Raw genomic sequence first — 21,955 nt, 5'->3', positions numbered from 1 at the left:
ATAGGGATTTTGGGGACATGATTACATCATGCCGCCCATTCCACCCATACCGCCCATGCCGCCCATGTCAGGCATGCCGCCGCCTTCGTTTTCCTCAGGCTTATCAGCGATAACAGCTTCAGTTGTTAGGAACATTGCAGATACAGATGCTGCGTGTTGAAGAGCAGAACGTGTAACCTTAGTTGGGTCAACGATACCTACTTCAACCATGTTTACCCACTCGCCAGTTGCTGCGTTGAAGCCTTGGCCTACTGCTTCATGCTTAAGCTTTTCAACGATAACAGAGCCTTCAAGACCTGCATTGTGTGCAATTTGGCGAACTGGCTCTTCAAGTGCGCGAAGAACGATGTTGACACCAGTTGCTTCGTCACCTTCAGCTTGAACAGCTTCAACAGCCTTGATTACGTTCACAAGAGCTGTACCACCACCAGCTACGATACCTTCTTCAACAGCTGCACGTGTTGAGTTAAGAGCATCTTCAATGCGTAGTTTGCGCTCTTTCATTTCTGTTTCAGTTGCAGCACCAACTTTAAGAACAGCTACACCACCTGCAAGCTTAGCAAGGCGCTCTTGTAGTTTTTCTTTATCGAACTCAGACGTTGTTTCTTCAACTTGAGCTTTTAATTGGTTTACGCGAGCTGCAATCTTTTCAGCGTCGCCTGCACCTTCAACGATTGTTGTGTTTTCTTTTGTTACAACAACCTTTCCAGCACGACCAAGTTGAGTGATGTCTGCAGACTTAAGATCAAGTCCTAAATCTTCAGTGATGACTTCACCACCAGTAAGCGTTGCGATATCTTCAAGCATTGCTTTACGACGGTCACCGAATCCAGGAGCTTTTACTGCTACTGCATTAAATGTTCCACGAAGCTTGTTCACAACAAGTGTAGCAAGAGCTTCACCTTCAACATCCTCAGCGATGATAAGGATTGGTCTGCTTTGTTGTACAACTTGCTCAAGAACAGGAAGAACTTCTTGAATGCTTGCGATTTTCTTATCTGTGATTAAGATGTAAGGATTATCAAGAACAGCTTCCATCTTGTCAGAATCGGTTACCATGTAAGGAGAAGCGTATCCACGGTCGAATTGCATACCTTCTACTACTTCTAGTTCTGTAGAGAAGCCTTTTGATTCTTCGATTGTGATAACACCATCATTACCTACACGCTCCATTGCTTCTGCAATGATTTGACCAACTTCATCGTCAGCAGATGAAATCGCCGCAACTTGTGCAATTGATGCTTTACCTTCGATTGGCTTAGAGATTTTCTTAAGCTCTTCTACTGCAGCTGCAGTTGCTTTTTCAATCCCTTTGCGGATAACCATTGGGTTCGCACCAGATGTTACGTTCTTTAAACCTTCACGGATCATTGCTTGAGCAAGAACTGTTGCTGTTGTTGTACCGTCCCCAGCAATATCATTTGTCTTGCTTGCAACTTCAGCAACAAGCTTTGCACCCATGTTTTCGAATGCATCTTCAAGCTCAATTTCCTTTGCAATCGTTACACCGTCATTTGTAATAAGCGGTGAACCAAATTTCTTTTCAAGAACGACATTACGTCCTTTTGGTCCAAGAGTTACTTTTACAGCGTTTGCTAGTGCATCCACACCACGTAGCATTGAACGACGCGCGTCTTCACTAAACTTAATATCTTTTGCCATGTTCTCTACCTCCTAAATGTCTGTTTTTCGGTTAATCATTTATTAGCCGATAATCGCTAAAACATCGCTCTCACGAAGGATTAGATATTCTTTTCCATCGTATTTCACTTCAGTTCCTGCATACTTAGAGAAGATAACAGAATTCCCCTCTTGTACTTCAAGGGCAATACGCTCGCCGTTATCAGTTACACGACCTGTACCAACAGCAACAACTTTCCCTTCCTGTGGTTTCTCTTTTGCAGAGTCTGGTAATACGATACCACTTGCTGTTTTTTCCTCAGATTGAATTTGCTCAATAATAATACGGTCACCTAATGGTTTTAACAAGGAAAACACCCTCCTTCAAGACCTATGTAAGATTCTTTTATTAGCACTCAACTCCAATGAGTGCTAACACAATTATTATAATAATCATACCAATACTGTTTTGCAAGTATTTTCTATCATTTTTTTAAAAAATTTTTTCCAAACAAATACAGTGTATCCTTCGCATGTTTTTGTTATTCATTCCTTTTTATTCTCTATACCTTGGACGCATTCCTTCTGTATTTTTGACATAGGTATGATAAAATGAAAAACTGATAAAGTGAAAAGGAGATAGCATTTTGACAAAACGATATTGGTGGGTTCTTATCACGTATTTAGTCGTTCAATTTTCAATTATCCCCGGTGCTTTTTTGCTCCATCAACTGAACGTTCCTCTTGAACGAATTCCTGGGATTTGGAGCATGATTAGCTTTTCTTTAGGTCTCATCATCATACTCTTGTTGCTTACACCTGACATGAAAGCAAGACATCTTGAGCGAGACCGCATCGATCGTGGAGAAGCATTTAGATGGACCGTTATCGGTATTTTCATGGTATTCGCTGCACAATACGCTGCTGCATTAATTGAAATGTTTTTACTTGGGATTGAACCTGGATCCGAAAATACACAAGAAATTGTTGAATTAGCAAAAGCTTTCCCAGCGTTTATCTTTGTTATTGCGATCATTGGTCCAATTCTTGAAGAAATCGTGTTTCGAATGATCATTTTCGGTGCACTCTATAAACGATTCAACTTTTGGATTGCAGGCTTCATTAGTTCACTTATCTTTGCTGCTGTTCACTTTGATTTTACGCATTTACTCGTTTATACGGCGATGGGCTTTGTTTTTGCCTTCCTATATGTAAAAACGAAACGGATTATTGTTCCGATTATCGCCCATATCTCGATCAATATGTTTGTAGCTGTTGTAAATGTGTTATTAGCCGATAAATTAGAGGATTGGATGGAACAGCTCGAGCAATTAGAACAAATGTCTGCAATTATTGGAGGTATTCTATGAGGGCCTCTCCAACTACAATGGCTTTGATGTATTTTACCATCGGGGTATTGTTGGTTTATTTCGCCATTCAAAACGTGATAACGTCCGGATGGAACTTTTGGACGTATTTAATCATCGCGTTCGCTACAATTGACTTTATGATAGCGATCCGCTTCTTCTTATTACGTCGAGCAATTAGACGCATTCAAAAGAAAAATAAGAAGGATTAGTAAGAAAGCCTTACGATGAGAAAATCACTCATCGTGAGGCTTTTTAAACATGTAGCGACTCCGCACATTGCGGTCTGGGATGTTCCAATAGATTAACTACAAACCGTTTGGGGCATCCCCTTGTTTGTTTGTAAATTACTTTAGTGCTTTCTTTTCATTAGAATTTCTTTCATATTTTGTTCTGTTATGTTTGGTCGGATATAAATATGAGATAAAATAACCTCGTGCTCTCCGCCAGTTTCTGTTTTCATTCTTATTTGAAGCGGAGCCTCAATGGAAACTATTTTTGCTGTTTCCGTCCTGGGTTCAAGTATGAATGTAATGAGATCTCCTTTTTCAAACTGGTTCTGCTTCTCCCTTTGTGTCTCGGTCACCCATTTATAACTAAAATACGGTTCCAACTCTTTCGTAAATGGTAAGGACCATTCTTCCACTAAGTTGAACGTTTTCAATACCCTCCAAGTTGAAGTGTATTCTCCCCCACTTGTATGTTCATCAATTAACTCGAGGAAATCATCCCCTGGCTTTCCTTCTTGGAACACGTGAAAGTATCCAGAGCTAGCATCAACTGTAGTACCATTAGAAAATACAAGCTCGTTCTGTTCCTTTTCAGCTAATTTCTTTATAGTCTCATGTCTTAATTGAAACTGATCTACATTGAAAAAAGGACTTCTTAGAATTGTAAAATGGTCTGCCCCTTCGAACGAAGAGAAATAAGGTCCCTGGTCCTGTTCATTATGAAGAACATAAGCGGACAAGGAGTCAGAATCCTCTCCAACTGCCACAAAAGTCGGTAATAATATAGGCTCACTTACTTGCATTTGCGCACTTTTAATATAACTAGGTATCCAACTACTAATAACTAGAATACCTATAATCATTAGCTTTTTTCTTACTTTCAAAAATTGAGTTTGTTCGAATTCGCCTTGCTTAATTGTTAGCAATTCTTCCCTGAATAGTTCTTTCACTCGATAAGATGTCATTAATATTTGAATAAATGCAATAAAAGCTAAGAGAGATAGAATTATAAACAAAATAGTTAGACTTTCTGGAAAAAAAATGATTAATGGTGCTAGTATGAACAAACTAACCGATACATAAAAATAAAACCTTTTTCTCCGTTCAAAAATCCTAGTCCAATCCTTCTCATCATTTTCTTTTGTTATCTGAATAAAATACTCCATCATCATTAAGATAAGGATGATAAAAACCATTTGACTAATCGTTTCTATTAACAAAAAAGTATTCAAAATGGGGTATTCAAACATTCCTATCTTTTGAGAGGTTTGTGCGTTTGAGAAAAAGCTTAGAAGCCATTGCGAACACGAAGTTAAAAGCGCCACGTAAGCCCAAGGAATCATTTTTTTAATTCGCTCATCCTCTAATGCAATTGTTTGACATCCTGATAACACAACAAGAATACCTATAAAATCGGGAAAGATTGAGATTTGATTAATTTTAAAATCTAGAAAGGTAATCATTAAACCCCAAAAAATCGTGGTGAATCCTTTTGTCGGTAAAATGCTCTCCCACCTCCTTGCCTATACCATAATGTGGCTATTTTACCATAGAAAAGGTTGTTCCAACAGACAAAAATCGTCCTTTGGAACAACCCACTTTACTGATTACTGATAAATCTTCCCTCCTGATTTTTTAAATTCCTCAGCCTTTTCCTTCATTCCTTGCTCAATCGCTTCCTTCGTATCAAGACCGTTCTCCTTCGTGTAGTTACGAATGTCTTGGGATATTCTCATACTACAGAACTTTGGTCCGCACATTGAACAGAAGTGAGCTGTTTTTGCACCTTCTGCTGGTAAGGTTTCATCATGATATTCAATCGCCCGTTCAGGATCTAATGAGAGATTAAACTGATCTCTCCATCTAAATTCAAAGCGAGCTTTCGATAAAGCGTCATCTCGCTTCTGTGCCCCTGGATGGCCTTTCGCTAAATCAGCTGCATGGGCGGCAATTTTATAAGTAATCACCCCTTCACGAACATCTTCGCGATTCGGTAAACCTAGATGCTCCTTCGGTGTTACATAGCAAAGCATCGCTGTCCCATACCAACCAATCATCGCAGCCCCAATAGCGGAGGTAATATGATCATAGCCTGGTGCAATGTCGGTTGTAAGTGGCCCAAGTGTATAGAACGGTGCTTCTTTACACATTTCTAACTGTTTATCCATGTTTTCTTTAATTAAGTGCATTGGGACATGTCCAGGTCCTTCAACCATCACTTGAACATCATGCTCCCACGCCAGCTGTGTTAATTCACCGAGTGTTTCTAATTCTGCAAACTGCGCTTCATCATTTGCATCTGCGATTGAACCAGGTCGCAATCCATCACCAAGAGAAAATGCCACATCATACGTTTTCATAATGTCACAAATATCTTCAAAATGAGTATATAGGAAATTTTCTTGATGATGAAATAAGCACCATTGTGCCATAATTGACCCACCGCGTGACACGATACCCGTTACACGCTTTGCTGTAAGTGGTACGTAACGTAATAGAACCCCCGCATGGATAGTAAAGTAGTCAACCCCCTGCTCCGCTTGTTCAATAAGGGTATCTCTAAAAACATCCCAGGTTAAATCCTCAGCCACTCCGTTCACTTTCTCAAGTGCTTGATAAATAGGAACGGTTCCAACTGGGACAGGAGAATTTCGAACAATCCATTCTCTCGTTGTATGAATATTTTTCCCGGTTGATAAGTCCATCATCGTATCAGCGCCCCAACGAGTCGCCCATGTCATCTTTTCAACCTCTTCTTCAATTGATGACGTAACAGCTGAGTTCCCGATGTTGGCATTAATTTTCACATGGAAGTTTCGTCCGATAATCATCGGCTCGCTCTCAGGATGGTTGATGTTTGATGGTATAATCGCTCTTCCTCTTGCCACTTCACTTCTTACAAATTCAGGGTCCATATTTTCTCTAATGGCGATAAACTCCATTTCCGGGGTAATGATCCCTTTTTTTGCGTAATGAAGCTGAGTTACATTTTGCCCCTGTTTGGCGCGCAATGGCTTTCGCTTTAAGCCAGGGAATTGTGCTTGATTCGCACGTGGGTCATCCACTGCTTTATAGCCATTGTCCTCTGGCTTCACTTCACGGCCTTCATACTCCTCGACATCGCCTCTGTCTTCAATCCACTGCTTACGAATAGCTGGTAGTCCCTTTGTAATATCTACCGGATGACTCGGATCCGTATAAGGGCCACTAGTGTCATAGACTCGTACAGGTGCGTTTTCTTCTTCCCCAAACGACCCGGTTGTTGGACTTTGGCCGATTTCACGCATCGGCACTTTAAGATCTGGTCGCGTGCCCTCAACATAAACTTTTTTACTTCCTGAAAAGCTTGACATAATCGAAATATTCTTCTCACTAATGGATGATGACATAAAAAAACCTCTCCTTTTTTTTAAAAAATGAAAGGACGAGATCCAGGCCATACGATCGTATATAAAAACGAGACACAAAAAAGCCGGTTCCAAATAAATGGCTGGACCCGGCTACTATGTAAAACAATCGTTTTTTTCACAATCGTTACGTTAACTTTCCCACGCTGGTATGATCCAGATCAGGTCCAAAGGGTTAAGAAACTTCAGCGCGCTTCTCTCTCAGTCCCACTACTTAGGACACCCCTAGTTATTGCTATGAACTTGTAAATTTATTGTAGCAGATAAAAATGGTAAATAAAAGCACTTTTTTCACCATAGAAGTTCTTCTGTTTTCGAATAGTACAGCTTCTCAAATTCCTTTAGAAGCTCGCGTCGTATTTCACTATTTCTCGCAAGGTCATCTGAATGCTGATAAGAGAATCTAACTTGACCACTTTCAATCCTGCGTACTAACTCTTCTGTTGACATTGTCTCTTGAAGCTCTTCACAATATAAACTTGGTTGACATTGCTCCTCGATAGACCACTTACGAATCAAAGCTTGCATTCCCTGCTTACCATAATCTTGATTCATTGTCCCCAGGATCGGGTTCGTTTGTTTTTCAGATGACTCCAAGCTCCATGGCCCCTCTTCTGTGAACACAAACCTTTCTTCATGCAGTTCCTGCTGTTCACAAGCAACCAGCATAATGACCCCCATACAAACTACGAAGCGTTTCATTCTCTCCATCTGCTCCTCCTGCATAAGATGAAAGTCATCAAACATGATTTCTTTCATCCTTATCAATCTCTTTATCTTGGCCAAGAGTATTATATGATACGTGGATAGAACATATGCTTATTATTTATAAGGCTCTTTCCTGTCACTCCCCCAAGAAGGACTCATTACGAAGCACCTTCTTTAGTAACTTAAAGAACTACTCCTTGTTTCAAAATGCCATTCCGCCGTTACATGTTAATGTTTTCACAAATACAATCAAAATAGTAATGAATAACAGAAGAAGCTAGTCCAAAAATTGACTAGCTTTCACTACTTATTTGACTGCTCTTCTTTTAATTGCTCATCAAGTAAACGCTGTGCCTTTTCCACTTTCCGATACGTTATACGCGACACCCATATACTAAACTCATATAAAAGCAAAAGTGGCAGCGTGACCATCAAATGAGAAACCACTTCTGGCGGTGTAATAAATCCTGCAATAACTAATAAGACAAAGTATGCAAGCTTGCGAATGCTTGATAGAAATTCTGGAGTAATAAGACCAAGTCGTGTAAGAAACATGACCACAACTGGTAATTGAAACAGTACACCAAACGGCAACGTAATTTGAAATAAAAAGCTAAAATATTCATTAATTCCGTACTGCTCAGTAATCCCTAAACGCTCCGCGAGCTTCCCCATAAAATCAATAATAAATGGGAACAAAATGAAATATGAAAATGCAATCCCTGTTAAGAAAAGAAGAAATGCAGCTGGAATATAGGCAAGTGTCGCCTTTTGTTCATGCTCGTGTAACCCTGGTCTAATAAATGCCCATAACTGATACATGATAACCGGGAAAATCATAATTAATGCACTTGCAAACGCAAACGTCATATAAATTCGAATTGGGTCGGTCATTTTAAAGGCATTCATCGGAAGATTTTGTGCCGTTGGGGCACTTTGCAAATACGTAATCATTGGTGCTGCTAAAAAGAAACCGGCAATGAGAGCGATCGTAAAAAAGACGAGGACGATAACAATCCTTCGTCTCAATTCAACAATATGGTCCATTACCGACATATCACGTGATTCCATGTAAAAGACCCTTCCTATTTACTGTCGTTGTCTTTTTTCTTTTTTTCTTCGTCTTCGTCTGCTAAACCTTTTGTTGCGTTTTTAAACTCACGAAGTGTATTCCCAGCAGCCTTTCCTAATTCAGGCAGCTTCTTCGGTCCAAAAATCAACAAAGCAACAAGAGCAATAATGGCGATACTTCCAGCACCTAAACCCATGGTTGAAACCTCCTTATTATTATAGTTGCAATGACTACTATAGCGGATAATGCTTTAAAAAATAAACGAGAGCCTGTAACTCAACGGATAAATCAATATGATGGACTCGCACAGAATCAGGTACAGAAAGTCTAGCTGGTGTAAAGTTCAGAATACCATTAATTCCGGCATCGATAAGACGATCTGCTATTTTTTGCGCAGCTACAACCGGAACGGTAAGAATAGCCACGGTAACCTCCGGGTCGATAATCTCCTCTAAATCGGCTAGATTATAGATTGTTACCCCACCAATTTCTGTCCCTACCTTTGATTCATCGACATCAAAAGCCATCACAATTTGTGTATTATTATTTTTGGAAAAGTTGTAATTTAAAAAGGCTGTACCTAAATTCCCAACCCCTACAAGGATAACCTTTGTTAGCTCGTCTTGGTCAAGAGTCTTTCTAAAGAAACTTAGTAGATAATTTACATTATAGCCATATCCTTTTTTTCCTAATGCGCCAAAATAGGAGAAATCACGGCGAATTGTTGCTGAATCTACTTTAACCGCTTCGCTAAGCTCAGTCGAAGATACACGCTGCTTACCTGAGGCATGTAAATTCTCTAAAAACCGATAATATAACGGCAAACGCTTAGCGGTAGCTTGAGGAATCTTGGTTTGGTCTGACATTGTCAGTAGCCTCCTTCTACCCAATCCTATCTAAAAACAAGATAAAATCTACAATCTATTCTACACCATTTTTCAAGTAATGTAATTGTTTATCGTCACTGTTCAATAAGTTGTTGAAACCTTAAGAATGAGTTACACTTACATTTGAAATAGACTGCTTTAATATAGATTAGGGATGATATCCAATGATAATTTTACAATGTGTAAATGTGAGCAAATCATTCGGTGCTGAACCGATTTTATCAAATATTAAACTTGATATCCAAACTGGAGAGCGCGTAGCACTCGTTGGAAGAAATGGTGCTGGTAAATCGACGTTATTAAAAATGATTGCTGGGCAAATATCATATGATAGTGGTGACATCATTGTACCAAAGGAAGTACAGCTTGGCTATCTAGCCCAAGATACAGGTCTTGAATCGGAGCTCTCAATTTGGGATGAAATGCTTACGGTCTTCCAATCACTTCGCACCATGGAAAAGCAAATAAGAAGGATGGAAGAGCAAATGTCCGATCCATCTTTGATGAAAGACTCAACAAAATATGAGAAACTTCTTAAAGATTACGATGAAAAGCAATTATTATTTAAAAACTCAGGTGGTTATCAATATGAAGCCGATATTCGAAGTGTACTATCGGGCTTAAATTTCGGTTCCTTTGATTATAATACGAAAATCTCTACGTTAAGTGGCGGACAGAAGACAAGGTTAGCTCTAGGCAAGCTTCTGTTAAAGAAACCAGAATTACTTATTTTAGATGAGCCGACAAACCATCTTGATATCGAAACATTAACGTGGTTAGAGCAGTATTTATCTAGTTATCCTGGAGCTGTGCTTATCGTTTCACATGATCGTTACTTTTTAGATAAAATCGTCTCCCAAGTGATAGAACTATCTCGATATCGTTCAACCAAATTCACCGGAAACTATAGCGACTACTTAGAAGAAAAGGCTAAACGCTATGAAATTGAGCTAAAGCAATTTGAAAAGCAGCAAGAAGAGGTTTCTAAGCTTGAGGAGTTCATCCAACGTAATATAGCGAGAGCTTCTACAACAAAACGGGCACAAAGCAGACGTAAGCAGCTCGAAAAAATGACGCTGTTAGATCGCCCGGCTGGTTCGGAAAAATCTGCTTCCTTTTCATTTGATATTCAACGCCAAAGTGGAAATGAAGTGCTTAGAGTAACCAATCTCCATATCGCTTATGGAGATGATGTTATTTTTCGTAACCTCGATTTCCCTATAGATCGTGGTGAAAGCATTGCCCTTGTTGGGCCAAATGGTGCTGGTAAATCGACCTTATTAAAAGCAATATTAAAACAGCTTCCTTTTGAAAATGGTACGATTCGATACGGGAGTAATGTATCTATAGGATATTATGACCAAGAACAAGCGAATCTTCAATCAAATAAACTTGTGCTTCACGAGCTTTGGGACGAAAATCGCCTAACTCCGGAAAAAGAAATTCGGACCATTTTAGGAAATTTCCTCTTTAGTGGTGATGACGTATTAAAGCCAGTTTCAACCTTAAGTGGTGGTGAAAAGGCTCGTCTTGCTCTAGCAAAATTAATGATGAAAAAAGCAAACTTCCTTATTCTTGATGAACCAACAAACCATCTTGATTTAGATTCTAAAGAAATCTTAGAATCCGCACTCATCGACTATCCTGGTACTTTGCTATTCGTCTCACATGACCGTTATTTCCTCAACAGAATTGCAACAAAAATTGTAGAGCTGGAAAAAGGTACACTAACAACTTATTTAGGAGATTACGATTATTTTGTTCAGAAAAAGGAAGAAACGCGTCAACGCGAGGAACTAAAGCAAAAAGAAAATTCAAGCCATTCTAAACAAAATGATAGTCAACAAGATAAGCGTACGTACGAGCTAGATAAGGAAGCAAAGAAGCTCGAACGGCAACGACTCAGACGTATTGAAGAAATAGAATCAAAAATTGAACAATTAGAAACAGAACTTGCTGAGCATGAAGAAGCACTCTGCGATCCTGCTGTTTACTCCGATCATGAAAAAGCACAAATGTACCAGCAAACGATCGATGAGGCAAACCGGTTAATGGAAGAACTAATGGAAGAGTGGGAACAGCTTCAACATGAATAAACATAGAAGAAGGACAACGGTCACATCCTGACCTGCTGTTCTTCTTCTTTTCCTTCAGAATGAGTAAGCAGCCAATAATAATGGGCTGAAACAACACAAAACATAGATGTCGCTGCTGCGACGACACCTGAATCATTTAAAAGCAGTAAAGCAAACGAAGCGATTACACCCCCTTGTAAAAAGACACGTTCTTCATATTCCTCCACTCTCATTCGTCTTCTCCATAATATAATCGCGCCTAAAATATAACTTGTGATAAACAATTGTGTCCAGTTCGAATGACGAAAGATTTTTATATTCATGGCAAGCTTTCGTTGGATTGTATCAGTGATGTAAAGAAAATCTCCACTAGTTAATCGTTCAAAAGCCATACCAATATGAGATTGGCTACCTGATAATTGTAATAAGTAAAGTAAACCTAGCGATAATGATCCTGCAATCAAACAAACGAACAGCATCACTTTTAACGAAATCTTTCTTCTAATTAGCAAGAATAGCACAAATAAATAAGCAACCCCAGCAGATAACGTAGCCCCTGCGTTTGTCCCAAGTGTATTTTTCCCTAGCATTACTAACTGGAATAGCATCATTATGATAACCGCTAGAAAAACAAGGCGGCGTCTTTTTGACTTAAACAACGGAACAAGGCAAGCAAGGGCAGTAATAATATAGACTCCTGCGTATTCATTCCCAATTCCATAATATCTTGCTCCAATTATCGGATCATAGCCTAAATAAGAGCGCTGCATAAGAGGTGAGCCTAACAATAAGTCGATCGTAATCGTAATAAATAAAATGGCTCCAATTAACACAACCGATTGCTTGAAATACGATTCAAATAAATATCCACACCCTAATGAACAGGCTGTGAGTAGAAGAACAAAACCTGTCACACCTATTTCTTGATAAGGGATTGTTAATAACAAGAACCATAATGGCGAACTCCAGCCAGCAATTAATACGATTTTAATAATCCGTACCCAAACATCCTTTCCTCTAGCTAAGACCGTACCTAAGCCTGAAACTAGAAGAAGCAGCACTAAACACGTAATATAAATAGATAAAACACTTCCACGGGTTGCAAATATGTCTACCATTTCTTGAATGTTTGTAAAACCAACTTGTTTATCAACAGTACCGATGTTTTCAATTTTAATTTCCTGTCCAGGCAAAGACCGTTCACGTGGAATTTGAAACGTGGCCAAAATACTGGGTACTATATCAAGATTACTAACAACATAGGATTGTCTAGTCGTATCGGAAGTAAGAAAGCCTCCTTTTCCACTGTGCCAATAAAAAACTGGAGCTAATTGTTGTTTTGCATCGTAGGCTTCTTGATGCATCATTGGAGCCACCAGCCAAACATTTTTATCAACGGTGTGCATAACCCTGTGAATAAAGTTTTCTAAGCGGATCAGCTGTCTTTCATATTGAGAATGAAAGTGCTCCTTTTTCATCAATGGTTTTTGTTCAAATAAACGATGAATATCGCCCCATTCTACTACCGTAAAATGGCTTGACGTAGCATGCTCTTCTAAATGCTGAATAATAAAATCATGATTCATTTCCATTCCACTTGGTACACTCTCATTTTTCTTAACTGCTGCAAGTAAATCACCTTCGGTTTCACCTTGATAATCCATTGTAAATAACGGCCCGTAGCGAATCCTTTCGGTATGTGTATCACTGTGTCCAAGTACGAACCGCTTTATGTTCGACTCGTTTAAAATGGTTCCTAGTAGCCCAACCTCTGCTCGATGGGCACTTTGTTGATTTTTTTCTATTAAACGATGTACCTGTGGATGAACAATATTTTGTTTAGGAGGAGTCCCTCGCCACTGCAATACAAGCTCTCTAACCGGAACTCCATTCCACTCTTCATTTCCTTCATAACCATTCCATTCCTGCACACCTAGCCCCTTTTTTCCTGTACTTAAGCTAACCATATTATTTAAGTATGAATATGGGCCCTCTGGACGTACATTCATTGCAGCAAATGCAGCATTTTCCCACAGGCTCGACTTTTCTCCATGTTTCCAAAGCCACTCTGCCTCCATAACAGAGAAGCTAGGGACAATAATAAGTACAGCCTGTGTCGAATTATTATTATTTTTATCTAATTGTGCATAAACAGAAACATCATGTAAGAAGAAACTAAGCATTAACATCAATAAACTGATCTTTTTCAACATAATTTTCAACCTTTTCGGCATAATTTTCTGACATATCCACACTATTCACAGCTTTATACACAGGGAAAACCGCATAAAATGTAGGATTTTATAAAATATTCACATCTACACCCAACTTATCCACAACAAAAGTTAACCACATCCAAAATCCTATAAACTAAAGGTTTTTCACCTTTATCCACATTTGTTACTTAATTGTGGATAAATACTGTGTATAACTGAATTTATCCATAAAAAAAACACGTACTGGTATTTTTTGCACCAATACGTGGTTTTAAACATTTTTTATTGTTGTTCTAAATCTAAACCTGGATTCCCGTTTAAATCATAATCAGAATATTGTTGTTTTTGATATTTAATACTTGCTGCAGCCCCTATCATTGCTGCATTATCGGTGCATAAATGTAATGGTGGAATTAATAGCTCTACCTCACGATTAGAAAATTGCTTTTCAAGCTCAGCTCTTAATCCACGATTTGCAGCTACGCCGCCTGCTAAAACAAGCTGTTTGACTTGATATTGTTCCGCTGCCCTTTTCGTTTTTTCCACAAGAACGTCAATCACACTCGCTTGGAAACTAGCAGCGATATTTTCGATAAGAACATCTTCACCACGCTGCTTGTAATTATGCAAAGTGTTAATAACTGCTGACTTTAACCCACTAAAGCTAAAATCAAATGAGTCTGGCTCAAGCCAAGCTCTCGGGAAATCAATAGATACTTCCCCCTCTGCCGCAAGTTTATCAATATGTGGTCCACCAGGATAAGGCAAGCCTAACGTTCTTGCTACTTTATCATAAGCCTCACCAACCGCGTCATCTCTTGTTTCACCAATAATTTCAAAGGACCCATGCTCCTTCATGTAGACAAGCTCAGTGTGCCCACCTGAGACAACTAAAGCGAGCAATGGAAACGTTAACTCTTGGATAAGACGATTAGCATAAATATGGCCTGCAATATGATGAACGCCGATTAAAGGGAGATTATGAGAAAAGGCAATTGACTTTGCTGCATTAACCCCGATAAGAAGAGCTCCGACAAGCCCTGGTCCTTCCGTTACAGCGACAGCCGATATATCATCCATTGTTACTTTGGCTTCTTGTAACGCCTGTTCAACAATAAACGTAATTTGCTCAACGTGATGTCTAGACGCAATTTCCGGTACGACTCCTCCAAAGCGCTTATGACTTTCAATTTGTGACGAGACAACATTACTAAGAATCTCTGTACCATTTTGAATAACGGCTGCAGACGTTTCATCACAGCTAGTTTCAATCGCTAAAATACGTTCAGTTACTTTCATCAATTTTCACCCACATCACCAATGCATCTTCTAAATTATCTGCATAGTAGTTTTTACGGATCCCACCTTCTTGAAACCCTAGTTTGCGATACAGACCTTGAGCGACGTAATTACTCACTCTTACCTCAAGAGAAAGTCTCTTAACTCCCATTAACGACACAAACGCCTTTGCATAGGCTAAAAGCTCCTCACCACGTTTTTGGCCACGATAATCGGAGTGAATCGCAATGTTTGTCACTTGAGCTTCGTCCATCACAACCCATAAGCCACAGTAGCCGATCACCTTTTCATTATACTCATAGGCTAAATAATGAGCATACTTGTTATTAGTAAGTTCATTTTCGAAAACAGCAGGTTTCCAGGGGATTGCAAACGAATCCTCTTCAACTTTAACGACTTGTTCAATGTCTTCTAATGTCATTAATCGTATAATCGACTGCTCCTGCTCAATCATCGTTGTCTCTCTTTCCTTTCTGACTCTTTAACCAATTTACTTCGGCTTCTGCTAATTGTAAGTAACGAGGGACAAATGTATGAATCGATTGAACCGACTCGTGCTGTAAGCCAAGACGTGCTAATTCACTTGGTCTTGGTAACCACTTTGATTGTGAAGGAAAGATAGCCCGTTGGCCTAAGCGTTCTTCAATCAACTCACGATGAATGGCTACATCCTGTCCAACGAAAAGTACCTCTTCCTGTCGTTCTTTAAGCAACTCTAACCAATCTGCCAACAGGATAAGTCGATCGTCCTCTTTATTTTTCACAACATGCTGTTCATGTTGGTATAATCCAGTATAGACCTGACCCCTTCTAGCATCCATAATAGGTGAAATTAACCCTGAAAAATAAGCACCATTTTGGGCTATCACTTCAAGGCTGGATATACCTACGATTGGAATTTGTAAAGACCAGGCCATTGTCTTGGCGGTTGTGACCCCAATCCGAACACCCGTATACGAACCTGGACCATCAGCAACGACTATTCGCTCTAGCTCACTTGGCTTTGTTCCTACTTCTTTCATTAAGTCTACAATTGCTGGCATTAAACGAATCGAATGGTTTTTCTTAATATTCGTGATAATTTCTCCAAGTACTTGCTCTCCCTCTGTTACAGCAACTCCCATAACAAAGGATGACGTATCAATGGCTAACGTCTTACTCATGTTTGTAACTCCTTACTTAAATCAATATAACGATTTCCTATAGCAGTGATTTTCAATTCACGCTTATCTTCTCCAAGATGGCGCAGAGTAATTTCTAGCCTCTCATCAGGTAGCTGCTCCGCAATCATACTTGCCCATTCAACAACGGATACCCCTTCACCATAGAAATACTCTTCTAGTCCTAAATCCTCTCCCCCGTCCTCCATTCGATAGACGTCCATATGGTACAGAGGAAGTCGTCCCTTGTATTCCTTAATAATCGTAAAGGTTGGGCTATTTACGACACGTTTTACTCCTAACCCTTTAGCTAGTCCTTTCGTAAAACTAGTCTTTCCTGCCCCTAAATCTCCTTCTAATGTTATCACATCTCCAGCCTTGAGTAATTGACCGAGCTTTTCGGCTAACGATGTCGTTTCCTCAGGCGAGTTCGTCTTCATTCTCCACTCATTCATCCTATCACCCACGCCTAAAATGATTATATCCCTTTTTATCCAACTGAAATACTTCTTCCCCTTGTCGCGCTATCACAGAGGGGCTACCACATTCGACCTGACCAATTGCCGTTAATTTTATTCCAGCAACACTACATGCATTTTTAATTAAAGAAAAATTTTCTTCTGCAATCGTACCAATTAATTGAAAATCCTCGCCACCAAATAAAGCCCATTCTAACTGTTTTTCCATTGAATAAAATCTCATCGCCGGATGAAGGGGCAGCTTCTCAAGATTGAGAATAATCTGTACGTTACTGGCTTCAGCTAACTCATTTGCTTCACTCGCTATACCATCACTAATATCATTTAATGATATTCGTAAGAACGAACCTGCAAAGATACGCCCAGCTTTCACCTGAGGCATTGGCTCTTGATGCGTTAGCACAAGCTGCTGCTCCTCACTTGAGTACTGACCCTTTAATCCTTTTTTAAATAATAAGTGTAAACCAGCAGCGGAACCACCGATATTCCCTGTCACAAAGACAATATCACCGGCTTTCGCTTGATTTCGAAACAGCTTTCGGTCTCGTTCTACCCTCCCTATTACAGTGACTGTTATCACTAGAGCATCGGTAGTTGAAACTGTATCTCCACCAATTAAATCCATTTGGTATTCTTTTGCCAAATCGTGCATTCCTTGATAAACCTCTGTCAGATCTTCTTCTTCCCATGAAGGCGGTATAGCAATTGATACTAAATAATAAAGAGGACTCGCTCCCATCGCGGCAAGATCACTTACGTTAACAGCAAGCGCCTTTTTCCCAATTTGTTGAGGAGATAATGTATCACGACGAAAATGAACACCTTCAACCATCGTGTCAACACAAACCACATCATCCATGTCCGACGTTCCTCGGTATACAGCAGCGTCATCACCAATCCCCATCACAAGAGAAGACTGATAGGTAACACTTGGTTTCACACGCTCGATAAACGCAAATTCATCCTTCACACAAATCCCCTCCAACAAACCAACTCACCCTACAAAAAACCTTAGGAACATTTATCCTAAGGTTACTCTCTATTTAGTTTATCCGAAAATCACGTGAAAGCCCACTTTTTTTAGAAAAACCCTATGAAAGACATTAAATACAACAAAAAAAATCGAAACATGTAGTTTCGATTCATTGGTATTGCGGGGGAAGGATTTGAACCTCCGACCTTCGGGTTATGAGCCCGACGAGCTACCAGACTGCTCCACCCCGCGTCGTTATATAGTGATGGATGTTGTTTTTCGTTGATGTTATCTCTTCCTCTTCTCGTGTTTCAAGAAGTTAATGCGTCGAGACATATCGTTGTTTTTTCGACGAAGTTTCGCTTCATGCTCCACCCCGCGTCGTTATATAGTAGTTGATGTTGCTTTTCTTCTTTATACTACCTAGTATATTCTAGCTTTAATAATTTATTCATAAAAAAAGAAACAGCCTGGCAACGTCCTACTCTCACAGGGGGAATCCCCCAACTACCATCGGCGCTGAAGAGCTTAACGACCGTGTTCGGCATGGGAACGGGTGTGACCTCTTCGCTATCGCCACCAGACTATTTTCTCTAAGACAATTATTATAATACCATACTGACTAATTGAACGCAAGAGAAAATATTATTTTTTATTTAAAGCTCGATAAAACTGTCTTCAATTGCCTTGATAAAAGTTGCAATGATATCTTTTTCATCCTCAATCCCCACGGAAATACGAACGAGTTGCTCACCAATCCCTAGTTCCTTCTGTAGCTCTACCGGAATGGTTCGATGTGAAGTACGGAGCGGATAAGAAACGGTTGTCTCAACCCCAGCTAAAGTAGGTGCAATTTTTATCCAAGATAGCGAGCGGAAAAATGTTTCGATATTTATATTTTCTGCTAACTGAACAGAAACCATTGCCCCATTTCCTTTATCAGATACAAACTCCGGATGATAAACTCTTTCTACCCCTCGATGCCTCTTTAAGGCATCTGCTAACCTTTGAGCATTCTGAGACTGTCTCTCCATCCTTAAGCTTAACGTTTTAAGGCCCCTACATGCTAGCCAGCCTTCGAAAGGACTTAAATTACACCCTAGTGTAAGAACTTTTGTTTTAGCCTTTTCAATTAGCTCTCGATTTCCAACTAGGACTCCAGCTGACACATCACTATGACCACCAATATACTTCGTGGCGCTATGAACCACTAAAGTTGCTCCAAGCGTTAACGGTTGTAACAAATAAGGCGTTGCAAACGTATTATCAATCATCGTTTTCAACCGATGGTTCTTCGCTAAAGCAATAATCTCCTTTAAGTTTTCTACTCTAAGTAATGGATTGGTTATAGATTCTGTATATAATAACACAGTCTTATCTGTAATGGCTGCCTTGAGATTATCGACTTTATTAAATGAAACAAAGCTTACATCGATCCCAAAGGTCGGCAGTTCTTTCGCAAAAAGTTCATAAGTTCCTCCGTATAAATCGTCTGTTGCAATAATGTGATCTCCTGCATTAGCAACAGCAAGGATGCCGGTAAGAATCGCAGACATTCCAGATGATGTTGCCACCCCATCTTCTGCTTCTTCAAGTAGTGCAATCCCTTGACCCAAATCGTCCGTATTAGGGTTACTATAACGTGAGTATAAATATTCCTTCTCACCACGATAAAAGCTTTCCATGTCATCTAAATCCGTAAACACAAATGCAGATGTTTGATAAATCGGCTTTGCTTTACTCATATTATGCGCTTTCTCTTTTTTTTGAAAATGAACCGTTCTCGTGTTAAATTCTTTTTCTTTCATAGGGTACCGACATCCTCTCAAACCTGAAACAAATTTATTTTTTCGTCAATATTTGTCTTATCCATACATTTTACAGTAAGACTAGTGATATTTAAATGGTTGGTTACCGTACTTCTTTATTTATCATGTTGAACGGCCCTACCGAATAACTTTTAATACTTCTCATATCCTAAACATCATCTATAATAGTTTTTTCAAGACTTCGCATTAAAGGGAGGTTTCGTATATGCTGTACTTTTTGAATCAAGAATTACTTCTCAAGCTTAGTATTTCACTTTTATTCGGCTTGTTAATTGGTATTGACCGCCAAATCAAGCATAAGCCGCTTGGTTTAAAAACAAGTATGGTTATTTGTGTAGCAAGCTGTCTAGTTACCATTGTTTCTGTTGAGTCCTTTTTTCGCTATGCTACAGAGGGCACAAATAATATTGATCCAATGAGGCTTGCTGCTCAAATTGTAAGTGGAGTCGGTTTTCTTGGAGCAGGTGTTATTCTCAGGAGAAATAATGATGTTATCTCCGGCTTAACTACAGCTGCAATGATTTGGTCTGCATCTGGGCTAGGCATTGCGATTGGTGCTGGATTTTACTTAGAGTCCTTTTATGCGGTATTACTGATTTTATTTGCGGTTAATATAATCCCAAGTATACTTAAAGTTGTTGGCCCTTCGTCACTAAGTCAACAAGATGTCGCTGTTCGTGTTGTAATGGAACCAAATCAGCAAATGACCGAATTAATAAAAGCAATCGAACGAAAAGGAACTAGTCTAAAGGAGAAAAAACATTTTAATATTTCAATCCGAAAAATAAAACTAAGGGATTTAGATAACGGTAATCAACAAATCGATTTAACCCTTTCGGTACCAGAAAAACAATATACGACGGAGATTTATTATATGTTAAAGAAGATTGACTACGTGATCACAGTAGATGTTGAGCACCTCTAGTCCAAAAGTAAGGTTCATACTCTTTGTTTTATACCTTTCATCTTCGCCCTACGTTCGATATACTTACGATAACACTAATGAAATGGACAGATGAAGATGGACATAGTTAAAGAATTAATTATCGAATATGGGTATTTTGGTATATTAATAGCTCTTGTAGGAGGCATTGTTGGTTTACCCATACCCGATGAGTTTTTATTAATAACAATTGGATATTATGCTTCAATTGGTCGTTTAAGCTTCGTAACTGCCTTTATTAGTTCTTATATTGGTGCGATTATCGGTATTACCATAAGCTATCTTCTTGGAATGAAGCTAGGATTACCATTTTTGTTGAAGTATGGTTCAAAGATACGGATTACTTCTTTACGAATTGAGCAAGCCCAAGACTTATTCCAACGCCACGGACCATGGCTCCTTGCAATTGGGTATTTTATTCCCGGCGTACGTCATCTCACGGGCTATCTTGCCGGTATTTCAAAGCTATCGTTACGTACTTTTATGTTTTTCGCCTATGGGGGAGCAATCATTTGGGTCTTCTTATTTATTTACATTGGACATGAATTAGGGATTCAATGGTTTTATATTAAACAATCTTTTGAAACGTACAAGCTTTACATATATTTTGGCTTAGCTTTTCTTCTCATTGTTATTTTACTCTATTTGCTTTTCTCTAAGTATAAAAAGAGGGTGTAACGAGGGCACTTAAAAAGGGTGGGTTTCCCTTTTTAAGTGCCCTTTAAGTAATGTGCGGAGCCGTTGCCTGGTTTTAAAAGCCCTGCTATGAGTGGTTTTCTCATAGCAGGGCGCGCAACGAGCGAAGCCATTACTTCTTCTTTGAGTTACAAGAAGAAGTTTTTCAGTGGCCTCGCTATGAGTGGTTTTCTCATAGCAAGCAAGCAACGTGTGGAGCCATTACTCCTTCTTTGAGTTACAAGAAGTGGTTTTTCAGTGGCTTCGCTATGAGTGGGTTTCTCATAGCAGGCGAGCAACGTGTGGAGCCATTGCTGCTTCCTAGCGTGACTTTCACGGGGTTTTTCAGTGCCCTCGGTCTAGCACCATTTTTGGAGTTACTCTTTTTTATTTTCCTTAGTGTTTACCCATGATGTTTCCATCGGCTTAGTCACTGAAGAGTCTTTTCCTCCGGACCAGACTCTTCAGCGCCTACGTGCGTAATCCTTGTACAAATAAAAAAGCATAACCCTTTGGGTTATGCTTTATCGCCTGGCAACGTCCTGGCTCAACTATTCTCTTCTTCGGGGATGAATAAGCATGGTGTCTTGTTTCATTGTTCATTCGTGATGTTTCACGAAGAGAACAGTCTCGTCTCACAGGGGGACATGGCGCCTTTTCTGGGAAGTTACTTAGCTGAGATTTCCAAGGAATGATGATAAAACCGAAAAAATGATGATACTTCCCAAAAAAATGATGATAACTCTTAAAAAACGATGATAAATCGTAAAAAGTGATGATAAATACGTCTACCTCCTTACAAATCCCTCCTTCTAGGCAGGGGACATGATGTCTTTATCAGCTCGTGCGCCTACGTGCGTAATCCTTGCACAAATAAAAAAGCACAATCCATTGGATTGTACTTTATCTGCCTGGCAACGTCCTACTCTCGCAGGGGGAATCCCCCAACTACCATCGGCGCTGAAGAGCTTAACGACCGTGTTCGGCATGGGAACGGGTGTGACCTCTTCGCTAT

General features: G+C 39.5%; 20 protein-coding genes, 1 tRNA gene, 2 rRNA genes and 1 riboswitch. Of the genes, 5 read left to right on the top strand and 18 right to left on the bottom strand.

Translation table 11 applies throughout. The features are described 5' to 3' along the window. Positions 1 to 21: 21 nt before the first annotated feature. A complete protein-coding gene (gene groL / locus B1R93_RS22295; protein WP_088106102.1) occupies positions 22 to 1,662 on the bottom strand; it encodes a chaperonin GroEL in 1,641 nt (546 codons plus the stop codon). 42 nt (positions 1,663 to 1,704) lie between these two features. Next, positions 1,705 to 1,989 carry a co-chaperone GroES gene (gene groES / locus B1R93_RS22290; RefSeq protein ID WP_088106101.1) on the bottom strand — a complete coding sequence of 95 codons (285 nt, stop codon included), beginning with the start codon at positions 1,987 to 1,989 and terminating at the stop codon, positions 1,705 to 1,707. 278 nt (positions 1,990 to 2,267) lie between these two features. On the opposite strand from groES, the gene B1R93_RS22285 reads away from it, so the two are divergent. Both B1R93_RS22285 and B1R93_RS22280 read left to right on the top strand, forming a co-directional pair. After that, positions 2,268 to 2,990 (top strand): CPBP family intramembrane glutamic endopeptidase, encoded by a 723-nt coding sequence (locus B1R93_RS22285; protein WP_088106100.1) that lies wholly within the window; start codon positions 2,268 to 2,270, stop codon positions 2,988 to 2,990. Then, positions 2,987 to 3,199 carry a YdiK family protein gene (locus B1R93_RS22280; protein WP_088106099.1) on the top strand — a complete coding sequence of 71 codons (213 nt, stop codon included), beginning with the start codon at positions 2,987 to 2,989 and terminating at the stop codon, positions 3,197 to 3,199. Before B1R93_RS22285 ends, B1R93_RS22280 begins: the two co-directional genes overlap by 4 nt. Positions 3,200 to 3,339: 140 nt before the next feature. Here B1R93_RS22280 and B1R93_RS22275 read toward each other — a convergent pair whose 3' ends face one another. From B1R93_RS22275 to B1R93_RS22250, 6 genes are all read right to left on the bottom strand, one after another. Then, positions 3,340 to 4,680 carry a hypothetical protein gene (locus B1R93_RS22275; RefSeq protein WP_088106098.1) on the bottom strand — a complete coding sequence of 447 codons (1,341 nt, stop codon included), beginning with the start codon at positions 4,678 to 4,680 and terminating at the stop codon, positions 3,340 to 3,342. Positions 4,681 to 4,824: 144 nt separating this feature from the next. After that, entirely contained in the window at positions 4,825 to 6,606 is a 1,782-nt protein-coding gene (gene thiC, locus B1R93_RS22270; protein WP_088106097.1) for a phosphomethylpyrimidine synthase ThiC, read from the bottom strand. Positions 6,607 to 6,745: 139 nt separating this feature from the next. Next, positions 6,746 to 6,861: riboswitch (TPP riboswitch) on the bottom strand. A 54-nt stretch (positions 6,862 to 6,915) separates the two neighbouring features. Then, complete coding sequence (locus B1R93_RS22265) at positions 6,916 to 7,383, bottom strand: hypothetical protein (RefSeq protein ID WP_088106096.1); 468 nt, start codon at positions 7,381 to 7,383, stop codon at positions 6,916 to 6,918. Between the two features lie 252 nt (positions 7,384 to 7,635). Further along, positions 7,636 to 8,403, bottom strand: coding sequence for a twin-arginine translocase subunit TatC (gene tatC, locus B1R93_RS22260; protein WP_088106095.1), 768 nt, complete (start codon positions 8,401 to 8,403; stop codon positions 7,636 to 7,638). Positions 8,404 to 8,417: 14 nt separating this feature from the next. Further along, complete coding sequence (locus B1R93_RS22255) at positions 8,418 to 8,600, bottom strand: twin-arginine translocase TatA/TatE family subunit (RefSeq protein WP_088106094.1); 183 nt, start codon at positions 8,598 to 8,600, stop codon at positions 8,418 to 8,420. A 37-nt stretch (positions 8,601 to 8,637) separates the two neighbouring features. Further along, on the bottom strand, positions 8,638 to 9,270 hold the full coding sequence (locus B1R93_RS22250; protein ID WP_088106093.1) for a redox-sensing transcriptional repressor Rex: 633 nt from the start codon (positions 9,268 to 9,270) through the stop codon (positions 8,638 to 8,640). Between the two features lie 185 nt (positions 9,271 to 9,455). Between B1R93_RS22250 and B1R93_RS22245 the strand changes: the two genes are divergently transcribed. Then, the gene (locus B1R93_RS22245; protein ID WP_088106092.1) at positions 9,456 to 11,387 is read left to right on the top strand and encodes an ABC-F family ATP-binding cassette domain-containing protein; all 1,932 of its coding nucleotides are present in this window, start codon (positions 9,456 to 9,458) and stop codon (positions 11,385 to 11,387) included. A gap of 20 nt (positions 11,388 to 11,407) precedes the next feature. Here B1R93_RS22245 and B1R93_RS22240 read toward each other — a convergent pair whose 3' ends face one another. The 9 genes from B1R93_RS22240 to B1R93_RS22200 all read right to left on the bottom strand — a co-directional run bounded on the left by B1R93_RS22240 (position 11,408) and on the right by B1R93_RS22200 (position 19,301). Beyond that, positions 11,408 to 13,579, bottom strand: coding sequence for a hypothetical protein (locus B1R93_RS22240; protein ID WP_088106091.1), 2,172 nt, complete (start codon positions 13,577 to 13,579; stop codon positions 11,408 to 11,410). A gap of 285 nt (positions 13,580 to 13,864) precedes the next feature. Continuing rightward, the gene (gene tsaD, locus B1R93_RS22235) at positions 13,865 to 14,881 is read right to left on the bottom strand and encodes a tRNA (adenosine(37)-N6)-threonylcarbamoyltransferase complex transferase subunit TsaD (protein WP_088106090.1); all 1,017 of its coding nucleotides are present in this window, start codon (positions 14,879 to 14,881) and stop codon (positions 13,865 to 13,867) included. Further along, a complete protein-coding gene (gene rimI, locus B1R93_RS22230) occupies positions 14,868 to 15,335 on the bottom strand; it encodes a ribosomal protein S18-alanine N-acetyltransferase (protein WP_088106089.1) in 468 nt (155 codons plus the stop codon). Before rimI ends, tsaD begins: the two co-directional genes overlap by 14 nt. Further along, the gene (gene tsaB / locus B1R93_RS22225; protein ID WP_088106088.1) at positions 15,328 to 16,044 is read right to left on the bottom strand and encodes a tRNA (adenosine(37)-N6)-threonylcarbamoyltransferase complex dimerization subunit type 1 TsaB; all 717 of its coding nucleotides are present in this window, start codon (positions 16,042 to 16,044) and stop codon (positions 15,328 to 15,330) included. The genes rimI and tsaB overlap by 8 nt, the downstream gene beginning before the upstream one ends. Further along, positions 16,041 to 16,496, bottom strand: a complete 456-nt coding sequence (gene tsaE / locus B1R93_RS22220) for a tRNA (adenosine(37)-N6)-threonylcarbamoyltransferase complex ATPase subunit type 1 TsaE (protein WP_088106087.1) — start codon at positions 16,494 to 16,496, stop codon at positions 16,041 to 16,043. Before tsaE ends, tsaB begins: the two co-directional genes overlap by 4 nt. 4 nt (positions 16,497 to 16,500) lie before the next feature. Next, the gene (gene thiL, locus B1R93_RS22215) at positions 16,501 to 17,490 is read right to left on the bottom strand and encodes a thiamine-phosphate kinase (RefSeq protein ID WP_088106086.1); all 990 of its coding nucleotides are present in this window, start codon (positions 17,488 to 17,490) and stop codon (positions 16,501 to 16,503) included. Positions 17,491 to 17,671: 181 nt separating this feature from the next. Then, positions 17,672 to 17,745: transfer RNA gene (locus B1R93_RS22210), tRNA-Met, on the bottom strand. A gap of 216 nt (positions 17,746 to 17,961) precedes the next feature. After that, positions 17,962 to 18,077, bottom strand: a 5S ribosomal RNA gene (gene rrf / locus B1R93_RS22205). A gap of 72 nt (positions 18,078 to 18,149) precedes the next feature. Then, positions 18,150 to 19,301 carry a trans-sulfuration enzyme family protein gene (locus tag B1R93_RS22200; RefSeq protein ID WP_088106085.1) on the bottom strand — a complete coding sequence of 384 codons (1,152 nt, stop codon included), beginning with the start codon at positions 19,299 to 19,301 and terminating at the stop codon, positions 18,150 to 18,152. Between the two features lie 226 nt (positions 19,302 to 19,527). Here B1R93_RS22200 and B1R93_RS22195 point away from each other — a divergent pair, with 226 nt between their 5' ends. Both B1R93_RS22195 and B1R93_RS22190 read left to right on the top strand, forming a co-directional pair. Then, a complete protein-coding gene (locus tag B1R93_RS22195; protein ID WP_088106084.1) occupies positions 19,528 to 20,247 on the top strand; it encodes an MgtC/SapB family protein in 720 nt (239 codons plus the stop codon). A 96-nt stretch (positions 20,248 to 20,343) separates the two neighbouring features. Then, on the top strand, positions 20,344 to 20,943 hold the full coding sequence (locus B1R93_RS22190) for a DedA family protein (RefSeq protein ID WP_425348997.1): 600 nt from the start codon (positions 20,344 to 20,346) through the stop codon (positions 20,941 to 20,943). A 906-nt stretch (positions 20,944 to 21,849) separates the two neighbouring features. On the opposite strand, the gene rrf (B1R93_RS22185) is transcribed toward B1R93_RS22190, so the two are convergent. Continuing rightward, positions 21,850 to 21,955, bottom strand: a 5S ribosomal RNA gene (gene rrf, locus B1R93_RS22185); the annotation flags it as partial.

Source organism: Halalkalibacter urbisdiaboli, assembly GCF_002156385.1.
Classification (GTDB): Bacteria; Bacillota; Bacilli; order Bacillales; family Bacillaceae_D; genus Halalkalibacter_A; species Halalkalibacter_A urbisdiaboli.
The sequence above is the reverse complement of the archived record's forward strand: the minus strand, read 5'-3'. Positions and strand labels throughout refer to the sequence as shown.